Below are 12,182 nucleotides of genomic sequence, written 5' to 3' on the forward strand. Positions count from 1 at the left end.
GGTGAATCCAGTTCTTCAAAATCCTGCCGCCGAACCGCCCCGCCCGCTGCGTGAGTTCTGGAGCTACTTCAGCGCCAACAAAGGCGCCGTCGCCGGCATGGTCATCGTGGCGTTGGTGCTGCTGATGGCCGCATTTGCACCCCTCATCGCGCCCTACGCACCGGACCTCACCGACCCATCCGTATTTCTGACCCCCCCTTTCTGGCAGTCTGGCGGATCCACCGCGCACTGGCTGGGCACAGACGCCATCGGTCGCGACATCCTCTCCCGCATCATTTTTGGTGCCCGTCTGTCGCTGGCGATTGGCCTGGCGGTCGTCGCCCTCTCCGTGGTTGTTGGCACCATTCTGGGATTGACCGCTGGCTATTTTCGCGGCCTCTTCGAGATTGCGGTCATGCGCCTGATGGACATCATCCTGACTCTGCCCAGCCTGCTGCTGGCCATTGTGATCGTGGCCATTCTGGGACCAGGCCTGATGAATGCCATGCTGGCGGTGGCCGTGGTGGTGCTTCCCCACTATGTCCGCATCACGCGCGCCGCAGTGATTTCAGAGATGTCGAAGGACTACGTTACCGCGGCCCGCATGAATGGTGCGGGCCACCTGCGCCTGATGTTCAATGAAGTATTGCCCAACTGCACGGCGCCGCTGATCGTGCAGGCCTCTCTTGGCATCTCAACAGCGATTCTGGATGCCGCTGCGCTGGGCTTTTTGGGACTGGGTGCCCAGCCCCCGTCACCTGAATGGGGCACCATGCTGGCAGACGCCCGCGAGTTCGTACTGCGGGCGTGGTGGGTAGTGACCTTCCCGGGGCTGGCGATTCTGATCACCGTCCTGGCTTTCAATTTGCTGGGTGATGGCCTGCGCGACGCCTTCGACCCCAAACTGAAGCGCTGAAAGACCCTTCTCATGGCCCTTCTTGAAATCGAGAACCTGTCGGTCGAGTTCCCCTCGAAGAACAGCGTGATGCACGCCGTGGATGGCGTCAGCCTGTCGCTGGAAGCCGGCGACGTACTGGGCATTGTGGGCGAGTCCGGCTCGGGCAAAAGCGTCACGATGATGGCGTTGATGGGCCTGGTCTCCTACCCCGGGCGGGTCACCGCCGACAAGCTGCGCTTTGACGGCCACGACCTGCTGGCCTTGTCTGCGAGTGAGCGCAGCAAGCTCACCGGCAAAGACGTGGCGATGATCTTCCAGGACCCCACCACCAGCCTGATCCCCTGTTTTACCGTGGGCTTCCAGCTGGCGGAAACGCTCAGGCTGCACTTGGGACTGGATGCCAGGGCCGCAAAGCATCGTTCCATCGAGTTGCTGGAGCAGGTGGGCATTCCGGCGCCCGAGAGCCGGCTCAAGGTCTACCCGCACCAGATGTCGGGCGGCATGAACCAACGCGTCATGATCGCCATGGCGATTGCCTGCAATCCCAAGCTGCTGATCGCCGACGAACCCACCACGGCACTGGATGTCACCATTCAGGCCCAAATTCTGGATTTGCTGCGCAGCCTGCAGAAAGAACGTGGCATGGCGCTGGTGCTGATCACCCACAACATGGGCGTCGTATCCGAGATGGCGCAGCGCGTCGCCGTGATGTACGCCGGCCAGATCATGGAAGAACGCAGCGCTCAGGACCTGTTTGCCAGGCCACAGCATCCCTATACGGAAGCACTCATGGCCGCCCTGCCCGAACGCAGCGAAGGTCTGACGCGCCTGGCCACCATTCCAGGCATGGTCCCCGGCCTGTATGACCGGCCCACCGGCTGCCTGTTCGCGCCGCGTTGTGCCTATGCCGTTGACAGCTGCCGTGCGCAACGCCCGCCGCTGCGGCCCTGGCAGGAGGGCATGGTGCGGTGCCTGTACCCCTTGGGTGAATCGCGCGGACAAGCCTCCTCCGGCCATCACAAGCCGCTGACAGAGACCATGCCATGAGTGCCGCAGACGCCAGAGATCCGGCGAGCGATACGCCGGTGATCGTCGCCAGGGATTTGAAGCAGGTCTACAAGATAGGTCGGGGTTTCTTTCACCCACCCGATCAGCTGCAGGCCGTTGGCGGCGTTTCGTTCACGCTGCACGCCGGAAAAACCCTGGCCGTGGTGGGCGAGTCTGGCTGCGGCAAGTCCACGCTGGCGCGCATGGTTTCCCTGATCGAAACACCGTCAGCGGGTGAGTTGCGGCTGAATGGCGTGGACGTGGTCCAGGCATCCCAGGTCGAACGCCACGCACTGCGTCGCACCGTGCAGATGGTGTTTCAAAATCCCTACGGCTCGCTCAACCCGCGCAAAAAGATCGGCGCCATTCTGGAGGCGCCGCTGGAGATCAATACCCCGCTGACGGCCCTCGATCGCGCGGAGCAGGCCCGGGCCATGCTGGCGCTGGTCGGTCTGCGCCCGGAACACTATGACCGCTACCCGCACATGTTTTCGGGCGGACAGCGCCAGCGCATAGCCATTGCGCGCGCGCTCATGCTCAAACCGTCCTTGATCGTGGCCGACGAACCGGTTTCGGCGCTGGATGTGTCCATTCAGGCGCAAGTGCTCAACCTGCTGGCTGATCTGCAGCAGGAGCTGGGCCTGGCCTATCTGTTTATTTCGCACGATCTGGGCGTCGTGCGCCATATTGCCCATGATGTGCTGGTGATGTACCTGGGGCACGCCGTTGAACAGGGCGAGAAAAAGACCATCTTCTCGCAGCCGCTCCACCCCTACACCCAGGCGCTGCTGGCCTCCACCCCCGGAATCACGGGCAGTGGCGCAGCACGACAGCGCATCGTTCTCAAAGGCGAGTTACCCTCGCCATTGAATCCGCCCAGCGGTTGTGTGTTTTCTACGCGTTGCCCCAATGTCGTCGCACGTTGTCATATTGAGCGTCCCATGCTGCGTGAGCTCGGCGGGCGACAGGTGGCCTGCCATGAAGCTGAACAATTTACCCAACCCGCTGCCCCGCAGCAATAACCCCAGAGGAGTCCACAAGATGATCCGATCAAAAACAAGCGTCAACCGAAAATTTACGGTCAAGCCAGGCGTACTGTGTGCCCTGGCACTGCCTGCCCTGCTGGCACTGGCGCCCGTCTCGGCCAAAACGCTGGTGTATTGTTCTGAAGGCAGCCCTGAGAATTTCGCGCCCAGCGTCAATACCACTGGCACCTCGTTCGATGCCAATGACCAGATCTACGACACCATCGTCAAATTCGAGCGTGGCGGCACTAAGGTGGTGCCGGGCCTGGCCGAGCGCTGGACGATTTCCAAAGACGGCAAGGAGTACACCTTTCATCTGCGCAAGGGCGTCAAGTGGCACGCCAACAAGAATTTCAAACCCTCGCGCGACTTCAACGCCGACGACTTCATTTTCTCCATCGAGCGTCAGTGGAAGCCGGCCGACCCCTACTTCAAGGTGACCAGCTCGAATCACTCGTATTTCAACGACATGGGCATGGACAAGTTGCTCCAGTCGGTTGACCGGGTGGACGACTACACGGTCAAAGTCACGCTGACCCAGGCCGAGGCCCCGTTCCTCTCCAACCTGGCCATGCAGTACGCGGGCATCCAGTCCAAAGAGTACGCCATTGCCATGCTGAAAGCGGGTACACCGGAGAAGATTGACCAGGAACCGTTGGGTACCGGCGCCTTCATGCTGGTGCAGTACCAGAAAGATGCGTTGATTCGCTACAAGGCATTCCCCCAATACTGGGCCGGCAAGGCCAAGATCGATGACCTGATTTTCGCGATCACGCCAGATGCGTCCGTGCGTTGGGCCAAGCTGCAAAAAGGCGAGTGCCATGTCATGCCCTACCCCAACCCGGCTGATTTGCCCGCCATCCGCAAGGACGCCAGCGTCGTGGTGCTGGAGCAACCCGGCCTGAACGTGGGCTACCTCGCCTACAACACCACCAAGAAGCCGTTTGACGATGTGCGCGTGCGCAAAGCGGTCAACATGGCGATCAACAAACAAGCCATTGTGGATGCCGTTTACCTGGGTACGGGTGTCGCCGCCAAGAACCCGATTCCGCCGACCCAGTGGTCTTACAACAATGCCGTCAAGGACGATCCGTTTGACCCGGCAGCGGCTAAAAAACTGCTGGCAGATGCGGGGCTGGCCAATGGCTTCACAACCGACCTGTGGGCCATGCCGGTACAGCGCCCCTACAACCCGAACGCCAAGCGCATTGCCGAGTTGATGCAGGCCGATCTGGCCAAGGTGGGCATCAAGGCAGAAATCAAGAGCTTTGAGTGGGGCGAATACCGCAAGCGCATGCAGGCGGGCGAACATCAGATGGGCATGCTGGGCTGGACCGGCGACAACGGCGATCCGGACAACTTCCTCAACACCCTGCTGGGCTGCAGCTCTGCCAAGACCAATGGCTCCAATGTCGCCAAGTTCTGCTACAAGCCGTTTGAAGATTTGATCAGCAAGGCAAAAACCGAATCAAATCAGGCGGAACGCGCCAAGCTGTATGAAAAAGCACAGCTGATCTTCAAAGAGCAAGCGCCCTGGTTCACCATTGCGCACGCGGTGCAACTCAAACCCGTGCGCAAGGAAGTGATCGACTTCAAGCTCAGCCCGTTTGGACGCCACAGCTTTTACGGCGTAGACATCAAAGAGTGAACGCAAGTTGAGTGAAACCAGAAGGCCGGTGCAAACCGGCCTTTTTTTTGCTACCTGCGGTTATCGTGATCGCGGCGTTCCCGATGGTCATCGTGGTCCTGCCTGCGGTTGTCACGATGGTCACGGCGATCGCGGCGGTCATCGCGCCAACCCGGATGCTCGTGCGCATAGCGTTCTCTCACCCATTGTTCCTGCACGAAATAAACGGGCTGTCCGCACGCGTTGTAGCGAGCGCAATGCTTGCCCCACTTCTTCTGGTGACCCGGGGGAACATAGAGGTAGATGGGTTCGCGCTGCACCAGCACGGGTGCGGGCGCGATGATCACCGGTTGCGGGTACACGAGCACGGGTGGTGGGTAGTTGCCGATATTGATGCGCCCATAGACCCCCGGTTGATTGATGCCAATCGAGACGCCCACGCTGGTTTGCGCAAACACGGAGCCTGTTGCACAGGCACAGGCGAACAAGGCGATCGCAGCGATTTTCTTCATCATGGTCTTTCAGAGTATGTCCACTTCGATAACGCTTGAGTGGCACGACATGCCGACCTTGAAGGCGTAACGATTTGTGAAAGGGTCAGGCCTATGCTCCCGGTGGGCTCAGGCCGCATCGCCCTTCACGCGGGCAGCACATGACATTCGCTACTCTTTTTGCTGCAACTGCTTCAAGGCGTTTTGCGTGATGGCGGACAAGGTGCCACGGGTGCTGATCACTTCCGGGTCCAGCATCACCTCAATCAGCGTGCCTTGCGGCCGGTCCAGCGCGGCGAGCAATTGGGCTTCGAACTCAGAAGTTTTGGTAATGCGCGCACCTGCGTAGCCGTAGGCAGACGCCAACGCTACGAAATCCGGGTTCTTGAGCTGGGTCCCGGTCACGTGCTGCGGATACTCGCGCTCCTGATGCATGCGGATGGTGCCAAACATGCCGTTGTTCAGCAGCACGATGATGGTTTTGGCGCCGTATTGCGTGGCCGTGGCCAGCTCTTGCCCGTTCATCAAGAAGTCGCCGTCACCGGCGATGGTGAAGGCCAGGCGCCCGGTGGAAATGGCCGCCGCAATGCCGGCGGGCACGCCATAGCCCATGGCACCGTTGGTCGGTGCCAGTTGCGTCTTGAACCCCTTGGCCAGCCCGTGGTGCCTGTAAAAGCGGTGCATCCAGCTGGCAAAGTTGCCCGCGCCATTGGTCAGCACGGCATCCGTCGGCAAATGTTTTTGTAGCGTCGCCACAATGGCGGGCATGTCGATGTCGCCCGGCAAGGGCTGCGGCTCGAGATTGGCCAGATAGTCCGCGTGACAAGCTTGTGTCCAGGCATCCCAGGCCACGGCCACCGGTGCATCAAGCACCTCCAGAGAGCGGGCCGCCGCATTCATGGTCGCGTTGATGGCCAGGTCGGCCTGGTAGACGCGGTTAAGCTCTTCCGCGCTGGCGTGTATGTGCACCAGTTTCTGCCTGGGCTTGGGGACGTCTAGCAGGGTATAGCCGGCGCTGGTCATTTCGCCCAGCCGTGGCCCGATGGCCAGAATCAGGTCACTGTTCTTGATGCGCGCCGCCAGCCGGGGATTGATGCCGATGCCCACGTCACCCGCATACAGCGGATGGTGGTTGTCAAACGTGTCCTGAAAGCGAAACGCGTTGCCGACCGGCAGCTTCCAGTTTTCAGCGAAGCGCTGCAAGGCCTGCGCTGCCTGTACCGTCCAGCCACCACCACCGGCAATGACAAAAGGCCGCTCTGCTTTTAATAGCATCTCCCGCAAGGTGCGCAAGGACCCGGGGTCACTCCAGGCCTCGACCGCGTCAACCCGTGGCAGGGCTTGCGGCAGCACACCCGTACCCGCGTGAGCCGCCACAACCTGTGTCAGCATGTCCTCCGGCAACACCAGCACCACCGGACCGGGGCGGCCGTTCATGGCGGTGGCAAAAGCACGCGCCACGTATTCGGGGATGCGGCGCGCATCATCGATGCGCTCCACCCGTTTCGCAAACCCTTTGGTACTGGGCCCGAAAAAGCTCAGGTAGTCGACTTCCTGAAACGCTTCGCGGTCACGGGTGTCACTGGCCACATCGCCCACAAACAGCACCATGGGCGTCGAGTCCTGAAATGCGGTGTGTACGCCAATGGACGCGTTGGTGGCGCCGGGTCCGCGCGTCACAAAACAGACACCGGGACGCCCGGTCAGTTTGCCGTGGGCCTCGGCCATGAAGGCCGCGCCGCCTTCCTGCCGATTGATGATGAAGCGGATCTGATCCCGATGAAGGTGGAAACCATCCAGCACGGCCAGATAACTTTCACCCGGTACGCCAAAAGCATGGGTGACGCCCTGGGCCACAAGGCATTCAACGAGAAGATGGCCCGCAATTCTTGTGCTCATTTTTCAAATATCTCGCACATCAAAACGTGTCCCAACCGTCATCCGGCGCTGCCGTGGGCGTGGCCTTGGTCGCCGGTGCGGGCGCGTTCAAAGCGGTTTGCCTCGCAGGTGGGCGGACCGCTGGCTTTTTCTGGTTCATCGCGACGGATGGAGCGGGCTTTCTGGCGGGGGCAAGCCGGGTGGTCGGTGCACGGCTCATCGGCAAACCATTTTGAGAACCTGGCAATGTGAACACCGCCACGACTTCCACCAGTTCCCCCGCCTGGGATTTGAGGCTGCTGGCCGCCGCCGCCATCTCTTCCACCAGCGCGGCATTTTGCTGCGTGGCCTGGTCCATATGGGTGACTGCTTCGCCCACCTGCGCCACGCCCAGGGCCTGTTCGCTGCTGGCCGAACTGATCTCGCCCATGATGTCAGTAACGCGGCGAATGCTGCTGACCACCTCGGCCATGGTGATGCCGGCCTGGTCCACCAGAGCGGTGCCCTGCTCAACCCGCTCCACGCTGGCATTGATCAGCGACTTGATCTCCCTGGCCGCCTCCGCCGAGCGCCCGGCCAGGCTGCGCACCTCCGTGGCCACCACGGCAAAGCCGCGGCCCTGTTCACCCGCGCGGGCCGCTTCCACTGCCGCATTCAGGGCCAGGATGTTGGTCTGGAAGGCAATGCCGTCAATCACGCTGATGATGTCCGATATCTTGCGGGAAGATTCGTTGATGCCTTTCATGGTGTCCACCACCTGCGACACCACCTCGCCACCCTTGACGGCCACAGTGCTGGCACCCATGGCGAGCTGGTTGGCCTGACGGGCGCTGTCGGCGTTTTGTTTCACCGTGGCACTGAGTTCCTCCATGGAGGCGGCGGTCTCCTCCAGGGCGCTGGCCTGGCTCTCGGTGCGGGCCGAAAGGTCGTTGTTGCCCTGGGCGATTTCGGCGCTGGCCGTCTCCACGCTCTGGGAGCCCTGACGCACACGGGTCACCATTTTGGTGAGGCTTTCCTGCATGGACTTGAGTTGTGCCATCAGACTCGTGGTGTCACCCTGCATCAGTTCAATGCGCATGCTCAGGTCGCCTGCACCAACCGTTTTGGCGACTTCGGCAGCTTCGGCCGGCTCGGCACCGAGTTGCCTGCGGATAGAGCGAATCAGCAGGAAGTTGTACAAGCCCGATGCCAACATGCCGACGACAAAGATGGCGATTGCGAGCGAACGTATCGTGGCGTCGCGCGCCTCGGCATCAGTGAACGCTTTTCTCGCCCCGTCAAGCTCGATCTGAATCAGCGAACGGATGCCCTTGTTAACCGGAACGTACAGGGGTTCGACTTTCTCCGCGACGAGGCGCTGGGCCCCGGCTATATCGTTGGCGCGCAAAGCCGCCACCGTCGGTTGAAGCCCTTCCTGGACAAACCGCCGGCGATCCTCTGCAAAGGCCTTGGCGAGTTTCTCTTCGTCCGCTGTCAGCTTGGTCGCCATCAAAGCGGTCCAGGTCTTGCTGATTGCCGCGATGTTGGCGTCCACCGTTGCCGCGCTGGCGGCGATGACCGCCGGGGTGGGGCTAGCCAGCGCAACGGCAATGGCCAGACGGTTTTCAAGAATCATGGCCTCGATCTCACCCGTCTGCCCGACGGGCACCGTGCGATCCTCGTAGACCGATCGCAAAGCAGTGCTGGAGGCATCCATGCCAAACAGGCCCAGGCCCGCAATGACGACCACCAGGGCCGACATCGTGCCCCCCAACAGCATCAAACGCGTAGAAATTTTCATTTGCTTTTCCAACTGAATAGTCAACTTGTCGAACCGCCAAAGGCAATGCGCAGAGCTCTTATCGGTGTCCATTTGAACACGTTGCGCCCCTTGCGGAACTGACAAAGCGGCTTGGCCGGCTGCAAGCCCTGGACAGCTCAGGCCCGCCCCGGCCGCCCGGAAGTACGCCGCCCAACCCCCAGCGCCGCCACGACGCTGAGCAGCAACACTGCCGCGGCACCGAACAGGGTCGCGCCGTACCAGCCGCGATCCATGAACACGCCAAACAGAATGGGGGAAATGGCAAAGCCGACGTCCAGCCCGGAATACACCATGCCGTACACACGGCCGGTGGCGCCCTTGGGCGTCGCCTTCTTGATCATCATGTCACGCGAAGGGCCGCCTATCCCGACGGCAAAACCGGTACCGGCCAGCACCACCATCGTGCCGATGGCACCAAAAATCCCGGTGCCACACAGCGCCAGCAAAACAGCCGCCGCCCCCATCGCGATGGCGACCACGCGATCACTGTTGGCGGTGCGTGCCGCAATAAAACCTCCCACGAACATGCCCACCGCGCCGCACAGCATGTAAGCGGTCAATGTCAGGGTGGCCGCTTCGAAACTCACGCCATGCATGGCTTTCAGAATCGAGACAGAAAAACTCTGCACCACCGCAAGCGTCATGGTGGACAGCAGGAAAAAGCCAAAACACCACCAGACCACAGGCAGCTTCATGAACGCCAGGTCGTGCTCCGTCTGGACATCTGCGTGGCGCCGCACCACCTGGGTCTTGAGTTTGTCGCGGTGCAGGATCAGCAACAACAAGATGCCAACATACATTGCCGCAGCCGCCAGATAGGCGGTGCGCCAGGAGTACAGGCTGCTGATCGTGGCAAAGAACAAAGGTGCGGCAGCCCAGCCCAGATTGCCCGTCAGACCATGGGCACTGAAGGCATGACCCAGGCGCGGGGCGGAGACGCGCTGGTTCAAAATAGTGAAGTCGACGGGGTGAAACGTCGCGTTGCCCAGGCCGGCGAGGGCCGCCACCGCCAGCAAGCCGCTATAGCCGTTCACCATGGACGCCGCGCTGCACGCCACCACAAAAATGCCCAGCGCCACAAACAGCAATGGCCGCGCACCCAGCCGGTCGACCACAAAACCTGCCGAAGCCTGCCCCAGCCCTGACACGACGAAAAACGTGGTCATCAGCAATCCCAACTCGGAGTAGCTCAAGCCGAACTCTTTCATGAACACCGGAAACATCAGCGGCAGCAGCAGATGGGCAAAGTGAGAACTGGCATGGGCCAGCCCCACCAGTCCGATGATGGTGGCATCCTGCTTGAGAGGCACCGTAAGGGGCAAGTGGTGTGCGGCGCTGATCATGGTGATATGGTAAATCACGCCATCCCGCCGTTTCACCGCCCAGATTGCAAGTGGAACGGGCCCGCCATTCGCGATGGACGCCCCTGCCGATCTCGGACGTAAAATGGCGGTGTAGCCCCCGTCAAATATGGACAGAGGGCTATTTTTTTAATAGCAAATCGCGGATGCGGCGGTGACGCCGCTGTGCAGGATTTCCGGCACAATCGACTGCTGACAACGCCTTTCGCCATTCAATCAGGATGACCCATGGATCTGGACCTCGCCATCGCCAAACACACCGAGTGGAAAGCCCGGTTGCTGGCCGCGATCACCAACAACGAAACGCTGGATACCGCCACCATTGCCAGAGACAATTGTTGCGATCTTGGGAAATGGCTGCATGGCGAAGCCCGGCATCAGTTCGGAACGCTGACCAGTCATGCGGACTGCGTGGCCAAACACGCAAAATTTCACATTGAGGCGTCCAAGGTGGCGGCAGCCATCAACACCCGGAAATACACCGACGCCCAAACCATGCTGGCGCCGGGAACGGCCTACAGCTATGCGTCCAGCGCGGTCCAGCTGGCCGTTTTGAACCTGAAAAAACAAGCCGGCCTGTGAACCACGCTCAGGGCATCACCGTGTGAGAGCGCTCAATGCCCCGACTGCCGTGCTGGCCGCGCTGGGCGCTGCGGTCCTGTTCGGTGCCAGCACCCCATTTGCCAAACAATTCGTGGGCGATATGCCGGCGCTCCTGCTGGCGGGCTTGTTGTACCTGGGCAGTGGTGTCGGGTTAACTGCCTTTCGCCTCATGCGCGACCGGGGCTGGCGCAACCCGGGACTGGCGCGCCTTGAGTGGCCCTGGCTGCTCGCCGCGGCCATCTGTGGAGGCATCGCCGGACCTGTCTTGCTGATGCTGGGCCTGGCACGCTCGAGCGCCGCGTCTGCGTCCCTGCTACTCAATTTCGAAGTTGTATTGACGGCGATGCTGGCCTGGATCGTATTCAAGGAAAACGCCAACCGGCGCGTTGTTACCGGTATGGTACTGGTCGTGCTGGGGGGACTTGTGTTGTCATGGCCCGGTGCGCCAACCGGCGAGGAGAACAGCTGGCTGGGAGCTGCGTTCATTGTGGGGGCATGCCTGTGCTGGGCGCTGGACAACAATTTGACGCGTCGTGTTTCCAATTCGGATGCCGTGTTTATTGCCGGATTGAAAGGACTGATCGCTGCCGCCGTGAACATCGGCCTGGCCATCTTCTGGGGCCAACCCATGCCGCCGTGGAGCGTCGCAGCTCCAGTCCTGTTGATCGGTTTTCTGGGCTATGGGGTCAGCCTCACCTTGTTCGTTGTCGCTCTGCGGGACTTGGGTGCGGCGCGCACCGGCGCTTACTTCGGCGCGGCGCCATTCATGGGTGTGGCCATCGCCATTGCCGTATTCGATGAAACCACGTCACCCCTGTTCTGGGGCGCGGGCTTGCTCATGGCCACGGGGCTCTGGTTGCACCTGACGGAGCGGCGCGTGCACACGCACCGGCATGACCATCCATAGGGAAGGAAGCCTGTCGTCCCCAAGCCCTCAGCCAGGGACGATTGTCTACTTCAAGCCCAGTGGATCGGTGGCCTTGCCGTCACCGATGAGTTGCCCCATCTTGAAGATGCCGCTCACCCGCAGGGCGGGTTGGCCATCGGCGCTCACCAGCCCCTGACCAAACAACATATTGCGCGTGGTGCGAAGCACATCGGCCTCACCCTGTATCCAGGCGCCCAGGGCAGCGGCACCCATGTAGTCGATCTGAAGACTGATGGTGGGCAAGAAGCGCCGCTCCATGTCGCTCTGATACATAGAGGCGCAGGGAATCAGCATGTCGGCAAAGGTCGCCAGCATGCCACCGTGGCAAATCTTCAGCGGGTTGGTATGCCGCTCTTCAACGCGAAACCCCAGCAGCAGGCGCTGCCCTGTCCACTTGCCGTACAGCGGTCCGTTATGCGAAATAAATGGGCCACCGATCTTGACGGGCCGGAACCCTTCGGGAATGTTGTCGGGAGCGTCCGCGGCAATATCGTCGAAACTGGAATTGAGTTGGGTGTGGTTCATAAGCTGCAGATTATCCAGG

The 12,182-nt window shown here is 61.2% G+C and carries 11 protein-coding genes; 6 read left to right on the forward strand and 5 right to left on the reverse strand.

Annotation, left to right across the window (positions count from 1 at the left end; all coding sequences use genetic code 11):
* The first annotated feature begins 1 nt into the window (after nucleotide 1).
* The 4 genes from Q7T10_RS17495 to Q7T10_RS17510 are packed head-to-tail and all read left to right on the forward strand — an operon-like array spanning nucleotide 2 to nucleotide 4,597.
* Entirely contained in the window at nucleotides 2–895 is an 894-nt protein-coding gene (locus tag Q7T10_RS17495; RefSeq protein WP_304750688.1) for an ABC transporter permease subunit, read from the forward strand.
* 12 nt (nucleotides 896–907) lie between these two features.
* Nucleotides 908–1,924: an ABC transporter ATP-binding protein gene (locus Q7T10_RS17500; protein WP_304750690.1), complete on the forward strand. Its 1,017-nt coding sequence runs from the start codon at nucleotides 908–910 to the stop codon at nucleotides 1,922–1,924.
* Nucleotides 1,921–2,946 (forward strand): peptide ABC transporter ATP-binding protein, encoded by a 1,026-nt coding sequence (locus Q7T10_RS17505; protein WP_304750692.1) that lies wholly within the window; start codon nucleotides 1,921–1,923, stop codon nucleotides 2,944–2,946. Before Q7T10_RS17500 ends, Q7T10_RS17505 begins: the two co-directional genes overlap by 4 nt.
* Nucleotides 2,947–2,965: 19 nt before the next feature.
* Nucleotides 2,966–4,597, forward strand: a complete 1,632-nt coding sequence (locus Q7T10_RS17510) for an ABC transporter substrate-binding protein (protein ID WP_304750694.1) — start codon at nucleotides 2,966–2,968, stop codon at nucleotides 4,595–4,597.
* A gap of 50 nt (nucleotides 4,598–4,647) precedes the next feature.
* Here Q7T10_RS17510 and Q7T10_RS17515 read toward each other — a convergent pair whose 3' ends face one another.
* The 4 genes from Q7T10_RS17515 to Q7T10_RS17530 form a co-directional block, all read right to left on the reverse strand.
* Nucleotides 4,648–5,088 carry a hypothetical protein gene (locus tag Q7T10_RS17515; RefSeq protein WP_304750695.1) on the reverse strand — a complete coding sequence of 147 codons (441 nt, stop codon included), beginning with the start codon at nucleotides 5,086–5,088 and terminating at the stop codon, nucleotides 4,648–4,650.
* A 150-nt stretch (nucleotides 5,089–5,238) separates the two neighbouring features.
* Entirely contained in the window at nucleotides 5,239–6,966 is a 1,728-nt protein-coding gene (locus tag Q7T10_RS17520; RefSeq protein ID WP_304750697.1) for a thiamine pyrophosphate-binding protein, read from the reverse strand.
* Between the two features lie 19 nt (nucleotides 6,967–6,985).
* Entirely contained in the window at nucleotides 6,986–8,725 is a 1,740-nt protein-coding gene (locus Q7T10_RS17525; protein ID WP_304750699.1) for a methyl-accepting chemotaxis protein, read from the reverse strand.
* 137 nt (nucleotides 8,726–8,862) lie between these two features.
* A complete protein-coding gene (locus Q7T10_RS17530; RefSeq protein WP_304750701.1) occupies nucleotides 8,863–10,089 on the reverse strand; it encodes an MFS transporter in 1,227 nt (408 codons plus the stop codon).
* 246 nt (nucleotides 10,090–10,335) lie between these two features.
* Between Q7T10_RS17530 and Q7T10_RS17535 the strand changes: the two genes are divergently transcribed.
* Together Q7T10_RS17535 and Q7T10_RS17540 are read left to right on the forward strand one after the other, a co-directional pair.
* Complete coding sequence (locus Q7T10_RS17535) at nucleotides 10,336–10,689, forward strand: CZB domain-containing protein (RefSeq protein WP_304750703.1); 354 nt, start codon at nucleotides 10,336–10,338, stop codon at nucleotides 10,687–10,689.
* A 22-nt stretch (nucleotides 10,690–10,711) separates the two neighbouring features.
* Complete coding sequence (locus Q7T10_RS17540) at nucleotides 10,712–11,617, forward strand: DMT family transporter (protein WP_304750705.1); 906 nt, start codon at nucleotides 10,712–10,714, stop codon at nucleotides 11,615–11,617.
* A 45-nt stretch (nucleotides 11,618–11,662) separates the two neighbouring features.
* Here Q7T10_RS17540 and Q7T10_RS17545 read toward each other — a convergent pair whose 3' ends face one another.
* The gene (locus Q7T10_RS17545) at nucleotides 11,663–12,163 is read right to left on the reverse strand and encodes a PaaI family thioesterase (protein ID WP_304750707.1); all 501 of its coding nucleotides are present in this window, start codon (nucleotides 12,161–12,163) and stop codon (nucleotides 11,663–11,665) included.
* Between the last annotated feature and the right edge of the window lie 19 nt (nucleotides 12,164–12,182).

The sequence above is a fragment of the Rhodoferax sp. genome (assembly GCF_030646845.1).
GTDB lineage: Bacteria > Pseudomonadota > Gammaproteobacteria > Burkholderiales > Burkholderiaceae_C > Rhodoferax.

Bases quoted from the DNA above. Each gene is read 5' to 3' on its own strand.
- Q7T10_RS17520 (WP_304750697.1), bottom strand. From the start codon at position 6,966: ATGAGCACAAGAATTGCGGGCCATCTTCTCGTTGAATGCCTTGTGGCC.
- Q7T10_RS17545 (WP_304750707.1), bottom strand. From the start codon at position 12,163: ATGAACCACACCCAACTCAATTCCAGTTTCGACGATATTGCCGCGGAC.
- Q7T10_RS17515 (WP_304750695.1), bottom strand. From the start codon at position 5,088: ATGAAGAAAATCGCTGCGATCGCCTTGTTCGCCTGTGCCTGTGCAACA.
- Q7T10_RS17510 (WP_304750694.1), top strand. From the start codon at position 2,966: ATGATCCGATCAAAAACAAGCGTCAACCGAAAATTTACGGTCAAGCCA.
- Q7T10_RS17505 (WP_304750692.1), top strand. From the start codon at position 1,921: ATGAGTGCCGCAGACGCCAGAGATCCGGCGAGCGATACGCCGGTGATC.
- Q7T10_RS17535 (WP_304750703.1), top strand. From the start codon at position 10,336: ATGGATCTGGACCTCGCCATCGCCAAACACACCGAGTGGAAAGCCCGG.
- Q7T10_RS17530 (WP_304750701.1), bottom strand. From the start codon at position 10,089: ATGATCAGCGCCGCACACCACTTGCCCCTTACGGTGCCTCTCAAGCAG.
- Q7T10_RS17525 (WP_304750699.1), bottom strand. From the start codon at position 8,725: ATGAAAATTTCTACGCGTTTGATGCTGTTGGGGGGCACGATGTCGGCC.
- Q7T10_RS17500 (WP_304750690.1), top strand. From the start codon at position 908: ATGGCCCTTCTTGAAATCGAGAACCTGTCGGTCGAGTTCCCCTCGAAG.